The organism is Streptomyces sp. NPDC020489 (assembly GCF_044386545.1).
Lineage (GTDB): Bacteria > Actinomycetota > Actinomycetes > Streptomycetales > Streptomycetaceae > Streptomyces.
In genome coordinates, this window is sequence record NZ_JBIRUZ010000001.1 from 151342 (window position 1) to 174765 (window position 23424).

Below are 23424 nucleotides of genomic sequence, written 5' to 3' on the forward strand. Positions count from 1 at the left end.
CGGGGTGGCCGATCCTCGTCGCATGGCACTTCGATCACGTTCACGTACAGCGACTTTGACCAGTGGGCCGGGCCGTGGTCCCGCCTCCGACGTCCGCGCCCGCCACCGGCGCCGGTCACGGGTGCGGCATCGGCATGCGTCGGCGGAGGAGCTTCGGCGGCGGGCCGAGGCCATGTTCGGGGATTGTGCGGGGGAGAGGGGCGGGGGCGCGGGCTCGGGGGTGGGCCCGGACGCGGGTGTGGACTCCGCCGTGGAGTCAGGTTCCGGTGCGGGCGGTGTGCGGGCGCCGGATGGCTGTGTCGGGGTGGTTGACGCGGGGGCCGGGGCGTTGGTGGGCGCGCGGGTCGGGGTGGATGCCGAGAGTGTGCGGGCCGGGGTGGATGCCGAGGGTGCGCGGGCCGGGACGGATGCCGACGGTGTGCGGGAGGTCTGGGCCGACGGCCATTCCGGCGCACCGGCTGTAGCTGACGCCGGGGTAGGGGCCGGGGAGTGGCGCGTGCGGGCCGGGATGGCTCTGCGGGAGCGGCTGCCGGTGTGGGTGCAGACAAGGTGTGGGCTGGAGCGGCGGAGCGTGGTCGCGCTGGCGGTGCTGCTCGTCGTGGCCGCCGGTTTCGCCGTGCAGCACTTCTGGACCGGGCGGGCGCAGTCCGTGCGGGCGCCCGAGGTGGTCGCGGCGCCCTACGCGGAGCGGGGTGCCGAGGCCGAGGCCGGGCCCGGGCCGGGTGCGCCGAGCACCGCGGGCACGCCCTCGGCCGAGATCGTGGTGGACGTCAGCGGGAAGGTCCGCGAACCCGGCGTCCATCGCCTCCCCATGGGCTCGCGGGTCGCCGACGCGCTCCGGGCGGCCGGTGGGGTGCGGCCGGGTGCGGACACCGCGGGGCTCAACCGTGCCCGCTTCCTCGTGGACGGTGAGCAGGTCGTCGTCGGTGCTCCCGCGGCAGCGCCCGGTGTCGGCGCCGGCTCGGGCGGTACGGCGGCCAGCGGTCCGGCAGGTGCGGTGCCGGGGGCGGGGCCCGTGGCGCCGGTCTCCCTCAACACGGCCACCGTGGACCAGTTGGACACGCTGCCGGGGGTCGGTCCGGTCCTCGCCCAGCACATCGTCGACTACCGCACCCAGCACGGCGGTTTCCGCTCGGTGGACGAACTGCGCGAGGTCAACGGCATCGGCGAACGCCGCTTCGCCGACCTGCGGAATCTCGTACGGCCATGAGCGACGTACCCGAGGTTGGTCCGGGGGTGTCCCGGCCCCGCGGAGCCGTGCACGCCGCCTCCGGCAGCCGGCTCGGCGCGGCCCACCCTCGTCAGGAAGGGCCCACCGACCTACGGCTGGTCCCGCCCGCGCTCGCCGCCTGGGCCACGGCGGCGCTGACGCTGGACGCGGCGCCCGAGTGGACCGCCGGTGTCGTCGTCGCGTGCCTGGTGGTGGCCGTCGGGCTGCTGGTGACGCGGCGCGGTGCGGGGCCGCGGGTCGCGGTGGCCGCCGTGCTGCTCTGTGTCGCCGCGGCCGCCGCCTCGGCCGGGTTGCACGGAGCGGATCTGCGACGCGGGCCGGTACCGGGGTTGGCGCGCGCGTACGCGACGGTGACCGCCGAGATCGAGGTCACCTCCGACCCCCGGCTGACCCGCCCACGCGTGACGGGGGACCGGCCGGCCCCGGTCTCCGTGCTGATCAAGGGGGAGGTGCGGCGGGTCCGGAAGGCTGACGGGACGTCGGTGGACACGCGGGCGCCCGTGCTGGTGATGGTGGATGCGGGGGCCGGGGTGGATGCCGGGGCAGGGAGGGGAACGCGCGCCGAAGAGGGGCCCGGGCGCGGTGTAGGCGAGGGGGCGGCGGCGAATGCCGGGGGCGCAATCGAGGGGAGGGGCGGCGAGGGCGCCGGGGAGGGGACCGGGGGGAAATTCGCTGCGGGTGGGTCCACCTCGTCGTCCTGGCTGCGGCTGTTGCCCTCCACGCGGGTTCGGGTGAGCGCGCGGTTGGCGCCGGCGATGGTGGGCGGGGACCGGATCGCGGCCGTGGTGCGGGTGCGGGGGAAGGGGGCGCCGGAGATCGTCGCGGGGCCCTCGGGGGCACAGCGGTTCGCCGGACGGCTGCGGGCCGGACTGCGGGAGGCCACCGACGAACTCCCGGGCGACGCGCGGGCGTTGCTGCCGGGACTGGTCGTCGGGGACACCTCGCGGATCACCGAGGAGTTGGACGAGGCGTTCAAGGAGACCGACCTCGCGCACACGCTCGCCGTGTCCGGGAGCAACCTCACGATCATCTTGGCCCTGCTCATCGGGCCGCCCGGACTGGCTCAGCGCGTCGAGCGAAGAGGGCTGGCGCCCAGGCTCGGCATCCCTCTGCGCACGACGGCGCTGCTCGGCGGTGCGCTCACCCTCGCCTTCGTCGTCGTGTGCCGGCCGGACCCGAGCGTGCTGCGGGCCGCGGCCTGTGGCACGGTCGTCCTGCTCGCCCTGGCGACCGGGCGCCGCAGATCCCTGATCCCGGCGCTGGCGACGGCCGTCCTGCTGCTGGTGCTCTACGACCCCTGGCTCGCCCGGAGTTACGGCTTCCTGTTGTCCGTCCTGGCCACCGGGGCGCTGCTCACGCTGGCACCCCGCTGGAGCGCGGCCCTGCGACGGCGCGGGGTGCCACCGCGGCTGGCCGAGGCGTTGGCCGCCGCGGGTGCCGCGCAGGCCCTGTGCGCGCCGGTCGTCGCGGTGCTGTCGGCGCGGGTGAGCCTGGTGGCGGTGCCGTGCAATCTGCTGGTGGAGTTCGCGGTGGCGCCGGCCACCGTGCTGGGGTTCGCCGCGCTGGCGACGGCGCCCCTGGCGATGCCGGTTGCCAAGTCGCTCGCGTGGTGCGCGAGTTGGCCCGCGGGATGGATCGCGGACGTCGCCCGTACCGGGGCCGCGCTGCCCGGCGCCGGGGTGGACTGGCCCGGCAGCTGGACCGGGGCGGCACTGCTCGCCCTGACGACGGTGGTCGTGGTGGCGGCCGGGCGGCGCCTGCTGCGGCACCCCTGGTGGTGCGGGGTCTGCGGGGCGCTGCTCCTGCTGGTGGTGGTGCAGCCACCGCCCCTGGCCAGGGTGCTCACGGGATGGCCGCCCCCCGGTTGGCGGTTCGCGATGTGCGACGTGGGACAGGGCGACGCGACCGTGCTCGCGGCGGGCGACGGCACCGGCGTGGTGGTGGACGCGGGGCCCGATCCGACGCTCGTCGACCGGTGCCTGCGCACCCTGGGCGTCACCAGGGTTCCGCTGGTCGTCCTCACCCACTTCCACGCCGACCACGTGGCGGGCCTGCCCGGGGTGCTGCGCGGGCGGAGCGTGGCGGAGATCGAGACGACCGGGTTCGAGGAACCGGCGGACCAGGTGGAGTTCGTACGGCGGCAGGCGGCGCGGCATCGGGTTCCGGTCACCCGTGCCGTGGCGGGGGAGAGGAGGCGTACCGGGCCGCTGTCCTGGGAGGTGGTGTGGCCACCGCCACCGCCACCGCCACCGTCATTGCAGCAGCAGCAGCAGCAGCCGAGCCGGAGCGGGGCCCTCCCCGTATCGGGGCCGGAGCCCGAAGGCCCGAACGACGCGAGCGTCACCCTGCTGGTGCGGTCGGGCGGGCTGCGGTTGCTGCTGCTCGGAGATCTCGAACCCCCGGCGCAGCGGGCGCTGTCGAGATCGCCGGCGGGTGCGCTGCTGGGCGGCGTGGATGTGCTCAAGGTCGCCCACCACGGCTCGGCGTACCAGGACCCGGAACTCATACGGCGGGTGGCGCCGCGGCTGGCGTTGATCTCGGTGGGCCGGGACAACACCTACGGGCACCCGGCGCCCGGCACGGTCGCGGCGCTGCGGGCGCTGGGCGCGAGGGTGCTGCGGACGGACGAGGACGGCGCGCTGGCGGTGGTGGGGACGGGCCCGGGGTTGCGGGTGGCAGGAGACTGACGGCATGAATTCCGCACAGGTTGATGCCTGTCTCCGCCGCCTCGGTGCCGAGTACCCGGCGTGGCCCACCGTGGACGTCCTGCGTGAACTGCACCTGCGCCACCTGCGGACCGTCCCCTTCGAGAACCTGTCGGTCCATCTCGGTGAGGAGATCGTGCTGGAGGAGAAGCGGTTGCTGGACAAGGTGGTGGGGGCGCGAAGGGGCGGCTTCTGCTACGAACTCAACGGCTTCTTCGGGGCGCTGCTCGCGGCGCTGGGCTTCGAGGTGACGCTGCTCGCGGCCCGGGTGTACGGGGAGGAGGGGCGGCTCGGCGTCCCGTACGACCATCTCGCGTTGCGGGTGCGGACGGTGGACGGCGGCGACTGGCTGGCCGACGTCGGCTTCGGGGCGCACAGTCACCATCCCCTGGCCATCGGGGCGCGGGGCGAGCAGGTGGATCCCGGCGGCACGTTCCGGATCGTCGAGGCCGGGGCGGACGCGGCCGGGGTACGGGGTGGGCACACGGTGGCGGAGGCGGCCGACCTGGACGTCCTCAGGGACGGCCGGCCCCAGTACCGGCTGGAGGCGCGGCCCCGGGTGCTCGGCGACTTCGTGGCCGGCGCCTGGTGGCACACCACCTCGCCGGCCTCGCACTTCACCCGCTCACTGGTGTGCTCGCTGGTCACGGAGGAGGGAGGCCGGATCACGCTCAGCGGCCGGACCTTCACGGCGACGGCGGCTGACGGGACCCGCGAGGTAAGGGAGTTGGGGACCGACGAGGAGGTGCTCGGGGTGTACCGGGAGCGGTTCGGGATCGAACTGGAACGGGTGCCGGTGGTGCGGGGCGGCGGCGGGGGCCAGGGGGCCGACGAGAAGGGGTGAGCGAGGTCGGCTTGCGGTGGCGTGCCGGAGAATGGGGCTGTGAGTGATGTGAGACATGTGCTGGTGCTGCCCGACCGGGATGCCGCGGAAGCGGTGGTGGAGGAGCTCGGGGAGCGGTTCGGGGTGGCTGAGGAGCCGCAGATCGTTCGGGACGCGCTGGCGGGGGAGGACGACGCCGAGGACGCGCAGTGGCTCGTCGTGCTGCGGGACGAGGAGGGGCGACTGGATCCGGGGGAGCTGGACGAGTTCGCCGGGCAGTGGGAGGGGTGGCGCGAGGAGCCGTGACGCTCGACCGGGGGTGCCGGGGGTGTGCCGGGGGCGCCGGGAACGCCGGGGGTGCCGCGAGCCGGCGGCGGGGTGCGGCCGTACCGGTCGTCGTGTCAGTGGCGCGTGCCATGCTGTACGCGATGGCCAAGAAGACTGCGAATGACGACCTCCTCGCCCCGGTGACGCTCGCCGTGGGACAGGAGGACCTGCTGCTCGACCGCGCCGTGCGGGAGGTGGTGGCCGCCGCGAAGGCCGCCGACGCCGACACGGACGTACGGGACCTGACCTCGGACCAGTTGCAGCCTGGCACGCTCGCCGAGCTGACCAGTCCCTCGCTCTTCGCGGAGCGCAAGGTCGTGGTCGTACGCGACGCCCAGGATCTGTCGGCCGACACCGTCAAGGACGTGAAGGCGTATCTCTCGGCGCCCGCCGAGGAGATCACCCTCGTGCTGCTGCACGCCGGCGGGGTGAAGGGCAAGGGACTGCTCGACGCCGCGCGGAAGGCGGGGGCGCGGGAGGTCGCCTGTCCGAAGATGACCAAGCCGGCGGACCGGCTGGCGTTCGTGCGGCAGGAGTTCCGGGCGACCGGGCGGTCGGCCACGCCCGAGGCGTGCCAGGCGCTCGTCGACTCCATCGGCAGCGATCTGCGGGAGCTGGCGTCGGCCGTGTCGCAGCTGGTCGCCGATGTCGAGGGGACGATCGACGAGGAGGTCGTGGGGCGGTACTACACCGGGCGGGCCGAGGCGTCGAGCTTCACCGTCGCCGACCGGGCGGTCGAGGGGCGGGCCGCGGAGGCGCTGGAGGCGTTGCGGTGGTCGCTGTCCACCGGGGTGGCGCCGGTGATGATCACCAGTGCGTTGGCGCAGGGGGTGCGGGCGATCGGGAAGCTGTCGTCGGCGCGGGGCGGGCGGCCCGCGGATCTCGCGCGGGAGCTCGGCATGCCGCCGTGGAAGATCGACCGGGTGCGGCAGCAGATGCGGGGGTGGACCCCGGACGGGGTCGCCGTCGCGTTGCGGGCGGTGGCCGAGGCGGACGCGGGGGTGAAGGGGGGCGGGGACGATCCCGAGTACGCGCTGGAGAAGGCGGTCGTCACCATCGCCCGGGCGGCGCGGTCGCGGGGGTAGGGGGTAGGAGAGCGGGTGGTCCGCGGTGGGGTGTTTGCGCCCCCGCCGCCCTTACCCGTTCCCGTCCCCAGGGGCGCTGCCCCTTCGACCCCGGTCCTGGGGGCTCCGCCCCCGAACCCCCGTCGGCCCTGGACGGGCCTCGTCCTCAAACGCCGGACGGGCTGAGAACAAGGACCTCGACCATGCCGAAGGCCCCGGATTCCGCCCTGGGGAAGGGCGGGCTCCGGGGCCTCGGTGCAAGATGTCGAGCCCGTACCCGCGTGGCGAACGCAGGCCGCGTACGGGCTCTTGTGGGCCGGTCGGGAGCGGAAGAGAGAGGGCCCGCTCGGGTCCGTCCGGCGTCAAATCAAGTGTCAGCCGTTGAGGGACGCGACCTTGGAAGCGAGCGCCGACTTCTTGTTGGCAGCCTGGTTCTTGTGGATGACGCCCTTGGCGACGGCCTTGTCGAGCTGACGCGCGGCAGCGCGCTGGTACTCGGTGGCCTTCTCGACGTCACCCGCGGCAGCGGCCTCACGGGCCTTGCGGATCGCGGTCTTCAGGGAGGACTTGACGGCCTTGTTGCGCAGCCGGGCCTTCTCGTTGGTCTTGATCCGCTTGATCTGGGACTTGATGTTCGCCACTGATGAGCCTTCTCAGGTTCAGGCGCGGGACCGCACGGGCCCCATGCCAGGTGATTTCTTGGGGTGTGCCTCGCGCTGAGAGGGCATGAGACACAGCCACCCAGGCTACCAGGGCCTCGCCCGACGGCCCAAAACGGTCCCCGGTCGCCCGCCGTGGGACCATGGAGCCTACGTATCGATCCGACCCGAGCCGCTGCTGACCCTGCGGATACCTCAAGAATCAGGACCCTGCGTGCCCGCGACCCCTAACAATGTGCCCGCGCCGAGCCGTACCGACCCGGCTCTGATCCGCAACTTCTGCATCATCGCGCACATCGACCACGGCAAGTCCACTCTCGCCGACCGGATGCTCCAGCTGACCGGTGTGGTCGAGCAGCGGCAGATGCGTGCTCAGTACCTCGACCGTATGGACATCGAGCGCGAGCGTGGCATCACGATCAAGTCCCAGGCGGTGCGTCTGCCGTGGGCTCCCACCACGGACCCCGGCACCACGCACATCCTCAACATGATCGACACCCCCGGGCACGTCGACTTCACCTATGAGGTCTCGCGGTCGCTGGCCGCGTGCGAGGGCACCGTCCTCCTCGTCGACGCCGCCCAGGGGATCGAGGCCCAGACCCTCGCCAACCTGTACCTGGCGATGGAGAACGACCTCAAGATCATCCCCGTACTGAACAAGATCGACCTGCCGGCCGCCCAGCCGGAGAAGTTCTCCGAGGAGCTCGCCAACCTCATCGGTTGCGACCCCGAGGACGTGCTGAAGGTCTCCGCCAAGACGGGCGTGGGTGTCGACGCGCTGCTCGACAAGGTCGTCCGCGAGGTTCCGCCGCCCGTCGGCGTCAAGGACGCGCCCGCCCGCGCCATGATCTTCGACTCGGTGTACGACTCGTACCGAGGCGTGGTCACCTACGTCCGTGTCATCGACGGCCAGCTCAACAAGCGTGAGCGGATCAAGATGATGTCGACGGGCGCCACCCACGAGCTGCTGGAGATCGGCACGAACTCACCCGAGATGCTCGGGGCCGACGGCCTCGGCGTCGGTGAGGTGGGCTACCTCATCACCGGGGTGAAGGACGTCCGTCAGTCCAAGGTCGGTGACACCGTCACCAGCCAGTCCAAGGGCGCCACGGAGGCCCTCGGCGGCTACAAGGACCCGAAGCCGATGGTCTTCTCCGGCCTGTACCCGCTGGACGGCTCGGACTACCCGGAGCTGCGCGAGGCCCTCGACAAGCTTCAGCTCAACGACGCCGCGCTGGTCTACGAGCCGGAGACCTCCGCCGCCCTCGGCTTCGGCTTCCGTGTCGGCTTCCTCGGGCTGCTCCACCTGGACGTGATCCGCGAGCGCCTGGAGCGCGAGTTCGGGCTCGACCTGATCGCCACCGCGCCGAACGTGGTCTACCGGGTGGTCATGGAGGACGGCAGCGAGCACGTCGTCACCAACCCGAGCGAGTTCCCCGAGGGCAAGATCAACGAGGTGTACGAGCCCGTCGTACGCGCGACGATCCTCGCTCCCTCCGAGTTCATCGGGGCGATCATGGAGCTGTGCCAGACCCGGCGCGGCACCCTCCTCGGCATGGACTACCTCTCCGAGGACCGAGTCGAGATCCGCTACACCCTGCCGCTCGCGGAGATCGTCTTCGACTTCTTCGACCAGCTGAAGTCCAAGACGCGCGGGTACGCCTCCCTGGACTACGAGCCCACCGGCGAGCAGACCTCCAGCCTGGTCAAGGTCGACATCCTGCTGCACGGCGACAAGGTGGACGCCTTCTCGGCGATCACCCACAAGGACGCCGCGTACGCGTACGGCGTGCGGCTGGTCGCCAAGCTGCGGGAGCTCATCCCGCGGCAGGCCTTCGAGGTGCCGATCCAGGCCGCCATCGGCTCCCGGGTGATCGCCCGCGAGACCATCCGCGCCATCCGCAAGGACGTCCTCGCCAAGTGCTACGGCGGTGACATCTCCCGTAAGCGCAAGCTGCTGGAGAAGCAGAAGGAGGGCAAGAAGCGGATGAAGATGGTGGGCTCTGTGGAGGTTCCGCAGGAGGCCTTCATCGCCGTGCTGAGCAGCGACGAGAACGCGGGCTCGGGCAAGGGCAAGAAGTAACCGCGTACTTCCGCGTGAACAGGGGCCTGTCGCGTCCGAGCGCGATGGGCCCTACGCGTGCGTAACGTCGCGCACTGTAGGAAGTGACAGCCCGCCGCCCCTTACATAGGGGGCGGTCGCGCTCTAGTCTGATCTCCACTCGATGGTTACTCGTGAGTTAAACAACGCGCGAGAGCACACCAGCCGCACTGAGCAGCCGCCGCACTGTCGCGGGCCCCGGAGGATGTCGTGAGCGACACACAGACCCTGATCGAGAACCGTCCGCCGAGCGTGGCGACCCTCTTCCTGGAGCGCGTTTCGGCCACACCCGACGCCGAGGCGTACCGCTACCCGGTGCCCCCGGCCTCCGGTGAGGGTCCCGACGAGTGGAAGTCGCTGAGCTGGGGGCAGACCGCCGAGCGGGTCCACGCCATCGCCGCCGGGCTGATCGAGCTCGGGGTGCAGCCCGAGCAGCGGGTCGCCCTGTCCTCCGCGACCCGGATCGAGTGGATCCTCGCGGACCTCGGCATCCTGTGCGCCGGTGCCGCCACCACCACGGTGTATCCGCAGACCAACGCCGACGAGTCCGCGTTCATCGTCTCCGACTCCGACAGCCGGGTGCTGTTCGCGGAGAACGCCGAGCAACTGGCCAAGGCGCGGGACAAGCGCGGTGAGCTGCCCGACCTGCACCATGTCGTGGTCATCGACGCCGAGGGCGTGGAGACCGGCGACTGGGTGCTCTCCCTGGCCGAGCTGGAGGCCCGGGGCGCGGCCCGGCTGGAGAAGGAGCCCGACCTGATCAAGGAGCGGGTCGGCGCGATCACCAAGGACCAGCTCGCCACCCTCATCTACACCTCGGGTACGACGGGCCGCCCCAAGGGCGTCCGGCTCCCGCACGACAACTGGGCCTACATGGCCAAGGCCATCGCCGCGACCGGCCTGGTCGGCGCCGAGGACGTGCAGTACCTGTGGCTGCCGCTCGCGCACGTCTTCGGCAAGGTGCTCACCTCCGGCCAGATCGCGGTCGGGCACGTCACCGCCGTCGACGGCCGGGTCGACAAGATCATCGAGAACCTGCCGGTCGTCCAGCCGACGTACATGGCGGCCGTCCCCCGCATCTTCGAGAAGGTCTACAACGGCATCGCCAACAAGGCCCGCGCGGGCGGCGGCGCCAAGTACAAGATCTTCCGCTGGGCCGCCGACGTCGCCCGCGAGTACGCCAAGGTCACCCAGGACAACTTCCGCCGCACCGGCACCGCCAGCGCGCCCTTCGGCCTGGCCGCCAAGCACGCGGTCGCCGACAAGCTGGTGTACGCCAAGATCCGCGAGGCCTTCGGCGGCCATCTGCGCGCCTGTGTCTCCGGCTCCGTTGCCCTCGCCCCGGAGATCGGGTTCTTCTTCGCCGGCGCCGGCATCCACATCCTGGAGGGCTACGGCCTCACCGAGTCCTCCGCGGCCTCCTTCGTGAACCCGGGCGAGGCGTACCGCACCGGCACGGTCGGCAAGCCGCTGCCCGGCACCGAGGTGCGGATCGCCGAGGACGGCGAGATCCTGCTGCGCGGCCCCGGCATCATGGAGGGCTACCACGGGCTCCCGGAGAAGACCGCCGAGGTGCTGGAGGCCGACGGCTGGTTCCACACCGGTGACATCGGCGAGCTGTCGCCCGACGGCTACCTGCGGATCACCGACCGCAAGAAGGACCTGTTCAAGACCTCCGGCGGCAAGTACATCGCGCCGACCGAGGTCGAGGGCCAGTTCAAGTCGGTGTGCCCGTACGTGTCCAACATCCTGGTGCACGGCGCCGACCGGAACTTCTGCACGGCGCTCATCGCGCTGGACGAGGTGTCGATCCTCGGCTGGGCCGAGGAGAACGGGCTGGGCGGCAAGTCGTACGCCGAGGTGGTGGCCGCGCCGGAGACCGTCGCGATGATCGAGGGCTACGTCAAGGAGCTCAACGAGGGTCTCCAGCGCTGGCAGACCATCAAGAAGTTCCGCCTGCTGCCGCGGGACCTCGACGTGGAGCACGGCGAGATCACGCCGAGCCTGAAGCTGAAGCGGCCGGTGGTGGAGCGGGAGTACAAGCACCTGATCGAGGAGATGTACGCGGGGACTCGCGAGGCGTAGCGCGAGGGCGGCGGGCGGCGGGGCGCGTCGGCCGGTGGCGTCGTCGTGGCGGCGGCCGGTCGCGCGGTTCCCCGGGCGCCCGGGCAGTTGACGCGCGCTGCCTGCCCAGGCGACGGCGCCGGTCTCGCGCTCGCGGGTCGCGCCGGGCCCACTGGCCCGTGGGCCGCGCCGGGCTCACCGCTCCGCGGGTCGGGCCGGGCCCGCCGCCCCGTGGGCCGCGCCGGAGCCACCAGCCCGCTGATCGCGGACCGCGTCCGGCGTGGGCGGCGCACGGCTCCCGCCGAGCACCCCGCCCTGTCGATCGCGGAACGCGCCCGGACGGGCGGCGCGCGGCTCCCCACGGCTCCGGCCGAGCACCCCGCCCTGTTGACCGCGGAACGCGCCCGGACGGGCGGCGCGCGGCTCCCCCCGACCACCCCGCCCCGTCGATCGCGGAACGCGCCCCGACGGCCGCCGCGCGGCTCCCCGCCGCTCCCGCCGAGCACCCCGCCCCGTCCTGGACAATGGACGGCATGCCTTCCGCACTCCCCGACGGCGAGCCCGTCCCCGACGACGGTGCGCTCCCCGCGTCCGCGCTCGCCGGGGCCGCCGACCGCCCCCTCGGGTTCTACCTGCACGTTCCGTACTGCGCGACCCGCTGCGGCTACTGCGACTTCAACACCTACACCGCGACCGAGCTGCGCGGCACCGGCGGCGTCCTCGCCTCCCGTGACAACTACGCGGACACCCTGATCGACGAGATCCGCCTGGCCCGCAAGGTCCTCGGCGACGACCCCCGCCAGGTCCGCACGGTCTTCGTCGGCGGCGGTACGCCCACCCTGCTGGCCGCCGGCGACCTCGTCCGGATGCTGGCCGCGGTCCGGGACGAGTTCGGTCTCGCGCCGGACGCGGAGGTGACGACGGAGGCGAACCCGGAGTCGGTGGACCCGGCGTATCTGGCCACCCTGCGCCAGGGCGGCTTCAACCGGATCTCCTTCGGCATGCAGAGCGCCCGGCAGCACGTGCTGAAGGTGCTCGACCGCACCCACACCCCCGGCCGCCCCGAGGCCTGCGTGGCGGAGGCCCGCGCGGCGGGCTTCGAGCACGTGAACCTGGACCTCATCTACGGCACCCCGGGCGAGTCCGACGACGACTGGCGGGCGTCCCTGGAGGCGGCGATCGGCGCCGGACCGGACCACGTCAGCGCCTACGCCCTGATCGTCGAGGAAGGCACGCAGCTGGCCCGTCGTATCCGCCGGGGCGAGGTCCCGATGACCGACGACGACGTGCACGCGGACCGTTACCTGATCGCGGAGGACACCTTCTCGGCCGCGGGCTACGACTGGTACGAGGTCTCCAACTGGGCCACCTCCGACGCCGGCCGCTGCCTGCACAACGAGCTGTACTGGCGGGGCGCCGACTGGTGGGGCGCGGGGCCCGGAGCGCACTCGCACGTCGGCGGGGTGCGGTGGTGGAACGTGAAGCATCCAGGGGCGTACGCCGCCGCGCTGGCGGCGGGCAGGTCGCCGGGCGCGGGCCGCGAGCTGCTCTCCGAGGAGGACCGCCGGGTCGAACGGATCCTGCTGGAGCTGCGGCTCCGGGAAGGGGTCCCGCTGGACCTGCTGCGCGAACGGGGGCTCACGGCCGCCCGGCGCGCGCTGTCGGAGGGGCTGCTCCAGGAGGCGCCGTACGCGAGGGGACGTGCCGTCCTGACGCTGCGGGGGCGGCTGCTGGCCGACGCGGTGGTGCGGGACCTGGTGGACTGAGAGGCTGTGGGGCGGCTGCGGGTCTGTCGTGGCTGGTCGCGCAGCTCCCCGCGCCCCTGGGTGGGTGCGGTTCCCTCGGTCCCTGAGGGGCCCCGGGTCACGTCGTGACGAAATCGATCAGTTCTTCCACGCGGCCCAGGAGCTCCGGCTCCAGGTCCTTGTAGGAGTTCACTCGCTTCAGGATCGCCTGCCACACCGCCCCCGTGTTCTCCGAAGGCCACCCCAGCCCCCGGCATACGCCCGTCTTCCAGTCCTGGCCGTGGGGGACTTTCGGCCACCCGGCGATGCCCAGGGCCGACGGTTTCACCGCTTCCCAGATGTCGATGTACGGGTGACCGACGACCAGGGCGTGCTCGCTCGTCACCTGCTGTGCGATGCGCCACTCCTTCGTGCCCGGCACCAGATGGTCCACGAGGACCCCCAGGCGGGCGTCCGGGCCGGGCGCGAACTCGGCGACGATCGAGGGCAGGTCGTCGACCCCCTCCAGGTACTCCACGACCACGCCCTCGATGCGCAGGTCGTCGCCCCAGACCTTCTCCACCAGCTCCGCGTCGTGCCGGCCCTCGACGTAGATGCGGCCGGCGCGGGCCACGCGCGCGCGTGCCCCGGGGACGGCCACCGAACCGGAGGCGGTACGGCTCGGACGTGCCGGAGCGGCGGCCGAGGGGCGGACCAGCGTCACCACCCGGCCCTCCAGCAGGAAGCCCCGCGGCTCCATCGGGAACACCCGGTGCTTGCCGAACCGGTCCTCCAGGGTCACCGTGCCCGCCTCGCAGCGGATCACCGCGCCGCAGAACCCGGTGCCGGGCTCCTCGACCACCAGGCCGGGCTCCGCCGGGACCTCGGGGGCGGCCTTGGGCTTCTTCCAGGGAGGGGTCAGGTCGGCTGAGTACTGGCGCATTCGGATGACGATAGGAGAAGCGCCGGACCGCCTAGCGCGACACGCCGAAACGGGCGGCCAGCGCGTCCCGTTGCCCCCGGACGAACGCCGCGTCCACCACCGCTCCGTGACCCGGCACGTACAGCGCGTCCTCGCCGCCGAGGTCGAGGAGCCGGTCCAGCGCCGCCGGCCACCGGGACGGTACGGCGTCGGGGCCCGCCTGCGGTTCGCCGGACTCCTCGACCAGGTCGCCGCAGAAGACCACCTCCGGGGTGCCCGGCACCAGCACGACGAGGTCGTGGCCGGTGTGGCCGGGGCCGACGTTGGCCAGCAGGACCTGGCGGCCGCCGCCGAGGTCGAGGGTCCACTCGCCGGAGACCAGGTGGCGGGGGCGGGGCAGGGCGTCCAGCGCCTCGTCGGCGAGCCGCTCGTCCAGGCCGTTGCGGACCGCGTCCGCCCGCAGTTCCGCACGTGTCTGCTGCTGCTCGAGGAGCGCGTCCATGCCGACCGGCCCGAAGACCTCCGCGTCCGCGACGGCCGCTGCCCCGAACACGTGGTCGAAGTGGGGGTGGGTCAGCGCGAGATGAGTCACACGGTGGCCGGCCAGCGACTCCGCCTGGGCCCGCAGCCGCGCGCCCTCCGCGAGGCTCGACCCGGCGTCGATCAGCAGGGCGGTGTCCACCCCGACGACCAGCCCCGCCGTGCAGTCCCAGCCCGGCAGACGGCACCGGCCCACGCCGGACGCCAGCCGCTCCCACTCCAGCTCTTCCCAAGTCACCGTCATACCGCGACGCTAGCCGTACGCGGGGTCGCGGCGGGACCGTCCTTGCCGGGGCGGTACCCCACCGCCGTACACTGGCCGGGGAACGCTGGCACTCGGACGGACAGAGTGCCAGGCGGGGAGCCGAGGGAACGACATCTGGAGGTGCGCGCGATGCTGAGTGAACGCAGGCTTCAGGTGCTGCGTGCCATCGTCCAGGACTACGTCGGCACCGAGGAGCCGGTCGGCTCCAAGGCCCTGACCGAGCGACACAGCCTCGGCGTCTCCCCGGCGACGATCCGCAACGACATGGCCGCCCTGGAGGACGAGGGGTACATCGCCCAGCCGCACACCAGTGCCGGGCGCATCCCCACGGACAAGGGCTACCGGCTCTTCGTCGACAAGCTCGCGGGCGTCAAGCCGATGACCGCGCCCGAGCGGCGCGCCATCCAGAACTTCCTCGACGGCGCCGTCGACCTCGACGACGTGGTGGCCCGGACGGTACGGCTGCTCGCGCAGCTCACCCGGCAGGTCGCGGTGGTGCAGTACCCCTCGCTCACCCGGTCCACCGTGCGCCATGTCGAACTGCTCGCCCTCGCGCCCGCGCGTCTGATGCTCGTGCTGATCACGGACACCGGGCGGGTCGAGCAGCGGATGATCGACTGCCCGGCGCCGTTCGGCGAGAGCTCGCTCGCCGATCTGCGGGCCCGGCTCAACAGCCGGGTCGCCGGGCGGCGCTTCACCGATGTGCCCAGGCTCGTCGAGGACCTCCCCGAAGGCTTCGACCTGGAGGACCGGGGCACTGTCTCCACGGTGCTCTCCACCCTCCTGGAGACGCTCGTCGAGGAGAACGAGGAGCGGTTGATGATCGGCGGCACCGCCAATCTCACCCGCTTCGGACATGACTTCCCCCTCACCATCCGGCCCGTCCTGGAGGCGCTGGAGGAGCAGGTCGTGCTCCTCAAGCTGCTTGGCGAGGCCGGGGATTCGGGCATGACCGTACGCATCGGTCACGAGAACGCCTACGAGGGACTCAACTCCACTTCGGTGGTGTCGGTCGGCTACGGTTCGGGCAACGAGGCAGTCGCCAAGCTCGGCGTGGTCGGACCGACCCGCATGGATTACCCGGGAACGATGGGAGCGGTACGCGCAGTGGCACGGTACGTCGGACAGATCCTGGCGGAGTCGTAAGTGGCCACGGACTACTACGCCGTTCTCGGCGTGCGCCGCGACGCGTCGCAGGATGAGATCAAGAAGGCGTTCCGTCGGCTCGCGCGCGAGCTGCACCCGGACGTCAACCCCGATCCGAAGACCCAGGAGCGGTTCAAGGAGATCAACGCCGCCTACGAGGTGCTCTCGGACCCGCAGAAGAAGCAGGTCTACGACCTCGGCGGCGACCCGCTCTCGCAGGCCGGCGGCGGTGGCGCGGGCGGCTTCGGGGCCGGTGGCTTCGGGAACTTCTCGGACATCATGGACGCGTTCTTCGGTACGGCGTCCCAGCGGGGCCCGCGGTCGCGTACGCGGCGGGGCCAGGACGCGATGATCCGGCTGGAGATCGAGCTCGACGAGGCGGCCTTCGGCACCACGAAGGACATCCAGGTCGACACCGCGATCGTGTGCACCACATGCAGTGGTGAGGGCGCGGCGCCGGGCACCTCCGCCCAGACGTGTGACATGTGCCGCGGACGCGGTGAGGTGTCGCAGGTCACGCGGTCCTTCCTCGGGCAGGTCATGACCTCGCGGCCGTGTCCGCAGTGCCAGGGGTTCGGGACGGTCGTCCCCACGCCGTGCCCCGAGTGCGCGGGCGACGGGCGGGTCCGCTCCCGGCGCACCCTGACCGTGAAGATCCCCGCCGGTGTCGACAACGGCACCCGGATCCAGCTCGCGGGCGAGGGCGAGGTCGGGCCCGGTGGCGGTCCCGCCGGCGACCTGTACGTCGAGATCCACGAAATGCCGCACTCGCAGTTCCAGCGCCGGGGCGACGACCTGCACTGCACGGTCACCATCCCGATGACCGCGGCCTCGCTGGGCACGAAGGTGCCGCTGGAGACGCTGGACGGTCTGGAGGAGGTCGACATCCGGCCCGGTACCCAGTCCGGCCAGTCGATCCCGCTGCACAGCCGCGGCGTCACGCACCTGCGCGGTGGCGGTCGGGGCGACCTCATCGTCCACGTCGAGGTGCAGACGCCGACGAAGCTGGACCCGGAGCAGGAGCGGTTGCTGCGCGAGCTGGCGAAGCTGCGCGGCGAGGAGCGGCCGCAGGGCCAGTTCCAGCCGGGGCAGCAGGGGCTGTTCTCGCGCCTGAAGGACGCGTTCAACGGTCGCTGACCGTCGGGTGGCGGGGGCTGGGACCGACCGGCTCGGGGCCGGTCCCCAGCCCCCTCGCCCACGGCCTGTTCCTCTGGACTATGCCGCTCGTGGGCCGGATTCGGTCCTGTCCGGTGGACGTGGCACCATGCGGGCATGTCCTCCGCGCTGACCGATCTCTTCCCCCATCCGATCGTGCAGGCCCCCATGGCGGGCGGCGTCTCCGTGCCGCGTCTCGCCGCCGCCGTGTCCGACGCCGGGGGGCTCGGATTCCTCGCCGCCGGGTACAAGACGGCGGACGGGATGTACCAGGAGATCAAGCAGCTCAGGGGCCTGACCGGGCGGCCGTTCGGGGTCAACCTGTTCCTGCCGCAGCCCGAGTACGCCGACCGCGGCGCCGTCGACGTCTACGCCCACCAGCTGGCCGGCGAGGCCGCCTGGTACGAGACCGAGCTCGGGGACCCCGACAGCGGCCGCGACGACGGCTACGACGCCAAGCTCGCCGTCCTGCTCGACAACCCGGTGCCGGTGGTCTCCTTCCACTTCGGCGTGCCGAGCGCCGACGTCCTCGACTCCCTGCGCCGCGCCGGCACCTTCACCCTGGTCACCGCGACCACCGCCGAGGAGGCCCTCGCCGTGCAGCGCGCCGGCGCCGACGCGGTCATCGCGCAGGGCGTGGAGGCCGGCGGACACCAGGGCACCCACCGTGACATCCCGGAGAACGACGGGACCGGCACCGGGCTGCTGGCGCTCGTCGGACAGATCCGCGAGACCGTGGGCATCCCGATCGTCGCCGCCGGCGGCCTCATGCGCGGCAGCCAGATCGCCGCCGTCCTCGCCGCCGGAGCCAGTGCCGCCCAGCTCGGCACCGCCTTCCTCGCCACCTCCGAGTCCGGCGCCGCCGACGTGCACAAGCAGGCGCTCACCGACCCGCTGTTCGTGCGCACCGAGCTGACCCGGGCCTTCTCCGGCCGCCCCGCCCGCGGCCTGGTCAACCGCTTCCTGCGCGAGCACGGCCGGTACGCCCCCGCCGCCTACCCGGAGGTCCACCACCTCACCTCGCCGCTGCGCAAGGCCGCCGCCAAGGCCAAGGACGCGCAGGGCATGGCGCTGTGGGCCGGACAGGGGTTCCGGATGGCGCGCGAACTGCCCGCCGGACAGCTGGTGGAGGTCCTGGCCGCCGAACTCGCCGACGCCGCGACAGCGTTGTCGCGCCTGCCCAAGGGCGGTGACGTCCGATGACGGCGCCCGTGTTCGTGGTCGAGCACTTCCGGGCCGGGGGTGGCGGGCACTACGTGCTGGACGGGCCCGAGGGGCGGCACGCCGTCTCCGTGAAGCGGCTCGCACCCGGCGAGGACGTGATCCTCACGGACGGGGCCGGACGCTGGGCCGACTGCGTGGTGCTCGGCACCGAGGGCAAGGACCGGCTGATCGTCCAGCTGGACTCGGTGAGCGAGGAGCCGATGGAGGAGCCGCGCATCACCGTCGTGCAGGCCCTGCCCAAGGGTGACCGCGGCGAGCTGGCCGTCGAGACGATGACCGAGACCGGCGTCGACGCGATCGTGCCCTGGCAGGCCGCCCGCTGCATCACCCAGTGGAAGGGCGACCGCGGTCTGAAGGCGCTCGGCAAGTGGCGGGCCACCGCCCGCGAGGCCGGCAAGCAGTCCCGTCGCCGACGCTTCCCCGAGGTCGCCGACCTCGCCACGAGCAAGCAGGTCGCCGCCCTCCTCGCCCGGGCCGACTTCGCCGCCGTGCTCCACGAGAGCGGTGACGAACCGCTCGCCACCGTCGAACTCCCCACCGCGGGCGAGATCGTGCTGGTGGTGGGCCCCGAAGGGGGCGTCTCCCCGGAGGAGTTGGCGCTGTTCGCACAGGCGGGGGCGAAGCCCTACGTGCTCGGGCGTAGCGTGCTGCGTACATCGACCGCCGGGACCGCGGCCGCCGCCGTGCTCCTCGCCCGCACCGGCCGCTGGTCCTGACCCCGAGGGGAACCCCGTGGAACTCGCACAAGTCCGGCTGCTCGTCAGCGACTTCCCCGCCTGCTACCGCTTCTACGCCGACGTCCTCGGCCTCAAGCCGCAGTCGGGCGCGACACAGGGACCGTACGAGAAGTTCAGCCCCACCACCGGCTCGGCCGGGATCGCGCTCCAGGACCGGTCCATGATGGCCGGAGTCCTGGGGGAGTTGGGCGGCGCGGCGAGCGGGCACCGGTCCCTGGTCGTGCTCCGCGTCGACGACCTCGACACCTACTGCGCGCAGATCACCGAACGCGGCGCCACCCTCCTGCACGGCCCCGCCCCCATGACCGACCGCATGCGGGTCGCCCACCTCAAGGACCCGGAGGGCAACCTGGTGGAGCTCCAGCAGTGGCTGCTGCTGCGCTCCTGAGATCGACGGCCGCGGCGACGGCGTGGAACAGCTCCCAGCCGTCCACCTCCCGCTCGCCCGCCGGCAGCAGGCCGCGCCGGCCCGCCTCGTCGACCAGGGCGCGTACGACGGCGGGCTCGCGCAGGTTGATCCCCGCCCCGCGGCCGTCCACGGCCCAGCCCTGGAACCAGATGTCCCCCTCGGAGACGTACCGCCCCGAACCCGGCCCGCCGGCCCGGAAGACGAACCGGGTGCGATCACGGCCCCGGTGCAGCGTGAGGACGTCCCGCCAGACGCCGTCGGTCCTCTTCTGACGGAAGGTCCACTCGTAGGTCACCCGCTCGTCCACCACGAGCCGGCGGACCCGGCGGTCGTTGCGCATGGGGTCACCGTAGACGGCGGGCGATGCCCGGTCCTCGGGTTCTTCTGTCCGCTCGAACGCGCGAGGACCGTATGCCTGTCCGCTCGTCCGACACCCGAGTGGCTGGGGAGGGCGGAGAGTGTCCGTATGCGCTCTTCCGTGACGGCCGGGACAGTGGGAAGCTGCCCTCCATGGGGGCATTGAGGAGGATTTGGCGGCGCCGGGGGCGACGTGGACTCGCCGCGGCGGCGCTGGTCGTCGTGGGTGTGGGCGGTGCCGTCGCCTGTGACCCGGCGGGGCTGAACTCCGCGTCCGTGGCGTACACGACCGACCAGACCGTGACCCGGGAGCTGGAGCGACAGAAGGCCGAGGTGCAGTGGCTGACCTGCCAGGCCTCCTACGGCGACCGGTCCACCCCGACGGCGACCGAGAACGCCGTCGCCGAGGTCACCTGCACGGGTGAGACCACCGACGGCAAGGACATCGACGTCGACGGGAAGATCACCCGGGTCGTCAACGGACAGTGCGTCCGAGGTGAGTTGACCGCGAAGGTCGACGGCAAGCAGTGGTTCCAGGTCAACGGGCTCGGCAACTGCAACGCCTCGCCCGAGCCGAACAACCCGGGTGGCGACGGACGGCCCGGAGCCACCGTCACCGTGACCGTCACGGAGACCATCTGGTGCGACAGGTACCCGGACTGCCGGCCCGTCCAGGGCAAGTGACCGTCAAGTGATCCAGCGCCCTGTCCGCCGGGGACCACCCCTGCGTAGGCTGACCGGGTGACCCGGCCCGCGACGCCCTCGTATCTCCGATTCCCGCACCTGCACGGCGACTTGGTGACCTTCACCGCCGAGGACGACGTGTGGGTCGCGCCCCTCGACGGCGGCCGGGCCTGGCGGGTCAGCGCCGACCACGTGCCGGTCACCACCCCGCGCATCTCGCCCGACGGCACCACCGTCGCCTGGACCTCCACCCGCGACGGCGCCCCCGAGGTGCACCTCGCCCCGGTCGACGGCGGCCCCGCCAAGCGCCTGACGCACTGGGGGAGTCCGCGTACCCAGGTGCGCGGCTGGACCCCGGACGGGCAGGTCCTCGCCCTCACCACCCACGGCCAGGCCAGCCTGCGCCGCTCCTGGGCGCACACCGTCCCGCTCGACGGCGGACCCTCGACCGTGCTGCCGTACGGACCCGTCGGCGCCGTCGCCCACGGGCCGTCCACCGTGCTGCTGTCCGCGCCGATGGGGCGGGAGGCCGCCTGGTGGAAGCGGTACCGGGGCGGCACGGCGGGCAAGCTGTGGATCGACCGCGAGGGCGACGGGGAGTTCGTACGGCTCCACGAGGACCTGGACGGGAACCTCGAGTTCCCGCTGTGGGCCGCCGCGGGCAGGATCGCCTTCCTCAGCGACCACGAAGGCGTCGGCGCGCTGTACTCCTGCCTCGCCGACGGATCCGACCTGCGCCGCCACACCCCCACCGACGGCTTCTACGCCCGGCACGCGGCCGGTGACGGCACCCGGGTCGTCTACGCCTGCGCCGGTGAACTGTGGATCCTGGACGACCTCGAGGGGGCCGAGCCACGCCGCCTCGACGTGCGACTCGGCGGACAGCGCACCGCCCGGCAGCCGTTCGCGCTGAACGCCGCCCGCTGGTTCGGCTCCGCCGCCCCCGACCACACCGCGCGCGGCAGCGCCATCGCCGTCCGGGGCGCCGTGCACTGGGTCACCCACCGCTTGGGCCCGGCCCGCGCGCTCGCCGCCGAACCCGGCGTCCGCGCCCGGCTGCCCCGCACCTTCCGCACCGAGGGCGAGGAGTGGGCGGTGTGGGTGACCGACGCCGAGGGCGAGGACGCCCTGGAGTTCGCGCCCGCCACCGGACTCGCCCCCGGCGCCACCCCGCGCCGCCTCGCCGCCGGACAACTCGGCCGGGTCCTCGGCCTCGCCATGGCCCCCGACGGCAGCCGGGCCGCGGTCGCCGCGCACGACGGACGCGTCCTGCTCGTCGAACGGGAGACCGGCGAGGTCCGCGAGGTGGACCGCAGCGAGGACGGCGACGTCTCCGGCCTCGTCTTCTCGCCCGACTCCACCTGGCTCGCCTGGTCCCACCCGGGCCCGCGCCCGCTGCGCCAGCTCCGCCTCGCCCACACCACCGACCTGTCCGTCACCGAGGCCACCCCGCTGCGCTTCCAGGACTACGCGCCCGCCTTCACCCTCGACGGCAAACACCTCGCCTTCCTCTCCAGCCGCTCCTTCGACCCGGTCTACGACGAGCACGTCTTCGACCTGGCCTTCGTGGACGGCGACCGCCCGCACCTGATCACGCTGGCCGCGACCACGCCCTCGCCGTTCGGCCCGCAGCGGCACGGCCGGTCCTTCGAGGCGCCGGACAAGGACGAGACCCCCGACAGCGAGGGCACCCCGGCCACCCGCATCGACCTGGAGGGGCTCGCCGACCGGATCGTGCCCTTCCCCGTGGAGGCCGCCCGCTACTCGAACCTGCGCGCCGCCAAGGACGGCGTGCTGTGGCTGCGCCACCCCGTCCAGGGCGTCCTCGGCTCCTCCCGGGCCACCCCGGACGACCCCGACCCCAGGACCGAGCTGGAGCGCTACGACCTCGCCCAGCAGCGCCTGGAGCATCTCGCCGCCGACGCCGACCACTTCGCCGTCAGCGGCGACGGCAAGCGGGTGCTGCTGTGGACCGACGGCCGGCTGAAGGTCGTCCCCAGCGACCGGCGCGCCTCCGGCGACGACGACAGCGACACCAACATCACCGTCGACCTCGACCGGGTCCGCCAGAACGTCGACCCCTCGGCGGAGTGGCGGCAGATGTACGAGGAGACCGGCCGCATCATGCGGGACCACTTCTGGCGCCCCGACATGAGCGGCGTCGACTGGTCCGGCGTCCTGGACCGCTACCGCCCGGTGGTGGACCGGGTCGCCACCCATGACGACCTCGTCGACCTGCTGTGGGAGGTCCAGGGCGAGCTCGGCACCTCGCACGCCTACGTCGTGCCGCGCGGCGGCCACGGCCACGGGCCCCGCCAGGGGCTGCTCGGCGCGGACATCTCCCGGCACGAGGACGGCAGTTGGCGGATCGACCGGATCCTGCCGACCGAGACCTCCGACCCCGACGCCCGCTCCCCGCTCGCCGCGCCCGGCGTCGCGGTGCGCGCGGGCGACGCGATCGTCGCGGTCGGCGGGCACCCCGTCGACCCGGTCACCGGCCCCGGACCGCTGCTCGTCGGCACCGCGGGCAAGCCGATCGAGCTGACCGTCTCGCCGTCCGGCGGCGGAGACCTCCGGCACGCCGTCGTCGTACCGACCGCCGACGAGGAACCGCTGCGCTACCACGCCTGGGTGACGGACCGGCGGGGGTACGTCCACGAGCGGTCCGGCGGCCGGCTCGGCTACCTCCACGTGCCCGACATGCAGGCCCCCGGCTGGGCCCAGATCCACCGGGACCTCAGGGTCGAGGTGGCCCGCGAGGGGCTGGTCGTCGACGTCCGGGAGAACCGCGGCGGCCACACCTCCCAGCTGGTCGTCGAGAAACTGGCCCGGCGGATCGTCGGCTGGGCCCTGCCGCGCGGGATGCGGGCCTACAGCTATCCGCAGGACGCGCCGCGCGGGCCGGTGGTCGCCGTGGCGAACGAGTTCTCCGGGTCCGACGGCGACATCGTCAACGCGGCGATCAAGGCGCTGGGCATCGGACCGGTGGTCGGCACCCGCACCTGGGGCGGGGTGATCGGCATCGACAGCCGCTACCGGCTCGTGGACGGGACCCTGATCACCCAGCCCAAGTACGCCTTCTGGCTGGAGGGTCACGAGTGGGGCGTGGAGAACCACGGCGTCGACCCGGACGTCGAGGTCGTCCAGCGGCCGCAGGACCACGCGGCGGGGCGGGACGTCCAGCTCGACGAGGCGGTGCGTATCGCGCTGGAGGCCCTGGAGGGGACACCCGCCAAGGTGCCGCCGCCGCTTGACTGACCTGCTCGGTACGATGCCCCCACAGCCGC

At 73.0% G+C, this 23424-nt stretch carries 19 protein-coding genes; 15 read left to right on the plus strand and 4 right to left on the minus strand.

From position 1 onward, the window contains the following. The first annotated feature begins 22 nt into the window (after positions 1 to 22). The 5 genes from ACH41F_RS00625 (at position 23) to holA (ending at position 6171) form a co-directional block, all read left to right on the plus strand. Positions 23 to 1210, plus strand: coding sequence for a helix-hairpin-helix domain-containing protein (locus tag ACH41F_RS00625; RefSeq protein WP_398831900.1), 1188 nt, complete (start codon positions 23 to 25; stop codon positions 1208 to 1210). Further along, positions 1207 to 3918, plus strand: a complete 2712-nt coding sequence (locus ACH41F_RS00630) for a ComEC/Rec2 family competence protein (protein ID WP_391229098.1) — start codon at positions 1207 to 1209, stop codon at positions 3916 to 3918. The genes ACH41F_RS00625 and ACH41F_RS00630 overlap by 4 nt, the downstream gene beginning before the upstream one ends. Before the next feature lie 4 nt (positions 3919 to 3922). Further along, complete coding sequence (locus tag ACH41F_RS00635; protein WP_391229099.1) at positions 3923 to 4780, plus strand: arylamine N-acetyltransferase; 858 nt, start codon at positions 3923 to 3925, stop codon at positions 4778 to 4780. A 39-nt stretch (positions 4781 to 4819) separates the two neighbouring features. Then, on the plus strand, positions 4820 to 5065 hold the full coding sequence (locus ACH41F_RS00640) for a hypothetical protein (protein WP_391229101.1): 246 nt from the start codon (positions 4820 to 4822) through the stop codon (positions 5063 to 5065). A gap of 122 nt (positions 5066 to 5187) precedes the next feature. Beyond that, entirely contained in the window at positions 5188 to 6171 is a 984-nt protein-coding gene (gene holA, locus ACH41F_RS00645) for a DNA polymerase III subunit delta (RefSeq protein WP_391229102.1), read from the plus strand. A gap of 353 nt (positions 6172 to 6524) precedes the next feature. Here the strand turns inward: holA and rpsT are convergent, their stop codons facing one another. Continuing rightward, positions 6525 to 6791 (minus strand): 30S ribosomal protein S20, encoded by a 267-nt coding sequence (rpsT, locus tag ACH41F_RS00650; RefSeq protein ID WP_391229103.1) that lies wholly within the window; start codon positions 6789 to 6791, stop codon positions 6525 to 6527. Between the two features lie 232 nt (positions 6792 to 7023). Between rpsT and lepA the strand changes: the two genes are divergently transcribed. The 3 genes from lepA (at position 7024) to hemW (ending at position 12740) form a co-directional block, all read left to right on the plus strand. Continuing rightward, the gene (lepA, locus tag ACH41F_RS00655) at positions 7024 to 8892 is read left to right on the plus strand and encodes a translation elongation factor 4 (RefSeq protein ID WP_391229104.1); all 1869 of its coding nucleotides are present in this window, start codon (positions 7024 to 7026) and stop codon (positions 8890 to 8892) included. 228 nt (positions 8893 to 9120) lie between these two features. Further along, a complete protein-coding gene (locus tag ACH41F_RS00660) occupies positions 9121 to 10995 on the plus strand; it encodes an AMP-binding protein (protein WP_391229106.1) in 1875 nt (624 codons plus the stop codon). 512 nt (positions 10996 to 11507) lie between these two features. Beyond that, complete coding sequence (gene hemW / locus ACH41F_RS00665) at positions 11508 to 12740, plus strand: radical SAM family heme chaperone HemW (protein ID WP_391229107.1); 1233 nt, start codon at positions 11508 to 11510, stop codon at positions 12738 to 12740. Positions 12741 to 12837: 97 nt separating this feature from the next. Here the strand turns inward: hemW and ACH41F_RS00670 are convergent, their stop codons facing one another. Both ACH41F_RS00670 and ACH41F_RS00675 read right to left on the minus strand, forming a co-directional pair. Then, complete coding sequence (locus ACH41F_RS00670) at positions 12838 to 13641, minus strand: DUF3097 family protein (protein WP_391229108.1); 804 nt, start codon at positions 13639 to 13641, stop codon at positions 12838 to 12840. 31 nt (positions 13642 to 13672) lie between these two features. Then, positions 13673 to 14404: an MBL fold metallo-hydrolase gene (locus ACH41F_RS00675; RefSeq protein WP_391229109.1), complete on the minus strand. Its 732-nt coding sequence runs from the start codon at positions 14402 to 14404 to the stop codon at positions 13673 to 13675. 150 nt (positions 14405 to 14554) lie between these two features. Between ACH41F_RS00675 and hrcA the strand changes: the two genes are divergently transcribed. The 5 genes from hrcA (at position 14555) to ACH41F_RS00700 (ending at position 19075) form a co-directional block, all read left to right on the plus strand. After that, positions 14555 to 15571, plus strand: coding sequence for a heat-inducible transcriptional repressor HrcA (gene hrcA, locus ACH41F_RS00680; RefSeq protein ID WP_391229111.1), 1017 nt, complete (start codon positions 14555 to 14557; stop codon positions 15569 to 15571). After that, the gene (gene dnaJ / locus ACH41F_RS00685; RefSeq protein ID WP_391229112.1) at positions 15572 to 16708 is read left to right on the plus strand and encodes a molecular chaperone DnaJ; all 1137 of its coding nucleotides are present in this window, start codon (positions 15572 to 15574) and stop codon (positions 16706 to 16708) included. 135 nt (positions 16709 to 16843) lie between these two features. After that, positions 16844 to 17929, plus strand: a complete 1086-nt coding sequence (locus ACH41F_RS00690) for a nitronate monooxygenase (RefSeq protein WP_391229113.1) — start codon at positions 16844 to 16846, stop codon at positions 17927 to 17929. Beyond that, positions 17926 to 18666 carry a 16S rRNA (uracil(1498)-N(3))-methyltransferase gene (locus ACH41F_RS00695; RefSeq protein WP_398831910.1) on the plus strand — a complete coding sequence of 247 codons (741 nt, stop codon included), beginning with the start codon at positions 17926 to 17928 and terminating at the stop codon, positions 18664 to 18666. The genes ACH41F_RS00690 and ACH41F_RS00695 overlap by 4 nt, the downstream gene beginning before the upstream one ends. Before the next feature lie 16 nt (positions 18667 to 18682). Next, positions 18683 to 19075, plus strand: coding sequence for a VOC family protein (locus ACH41F_RS00700; protein WP_391229115.1), 393 nt, complete (start codon positions 18683 to 18685; stop codon positions 19073 to 19075). Here ACH41F_RS00700 and ACH41F_RS00705 read toward each other — a convergent pair. Then, complete coding sequence (locus ACH41F_RS00705; protein WP_391229116.1) at positions 19017 to 19436, minus strand: hypothetical protein; 420 nt, start codon at positions 19434 to 19436, stop codon at positions 19017 to 19019. The genes ACH41F_RS00700 and ACH41F_RS00705 overlap by 59 nt on opposite strands. Before the next feature lie 170 nt (positions 19437 to 19606). On the opposite strand from ACH41F_RS00705, the gene ACH41F_RS00710 reads away from it, so the two are divergent. Together ACH41F_RS00710 and ACH41F_RS00715 are read left to right on the plus strand one after the other, a co-directional pair. Further along, a complete protein-coding gene (locus ACH41F_RS00710) occupies positions 19607 to 20137 on the plus strand; it encodes a hypothetical protein (RefSeq protein WP_391229118.1) in 531 nt (176 codons plus the stop codon). A 57-nt stretch (positions 20138 to 20194) separates the two neighbouring features. Beyond that, positions 20195 to 23395 carry a S41 family peptidase gene (locus ACH41F_RS00715; RefSeq protein ID WP_398831915.1) on the plus strand — a complete coding sequence of 1067 codons (3201 nt, stop codon included), beginning with the start codon at positions 20195 to 20197 and terminating at the stop codon, positions 23393 to 23395. Positions 23396 to 23424 lie beyond the last annotated feature (29 nt).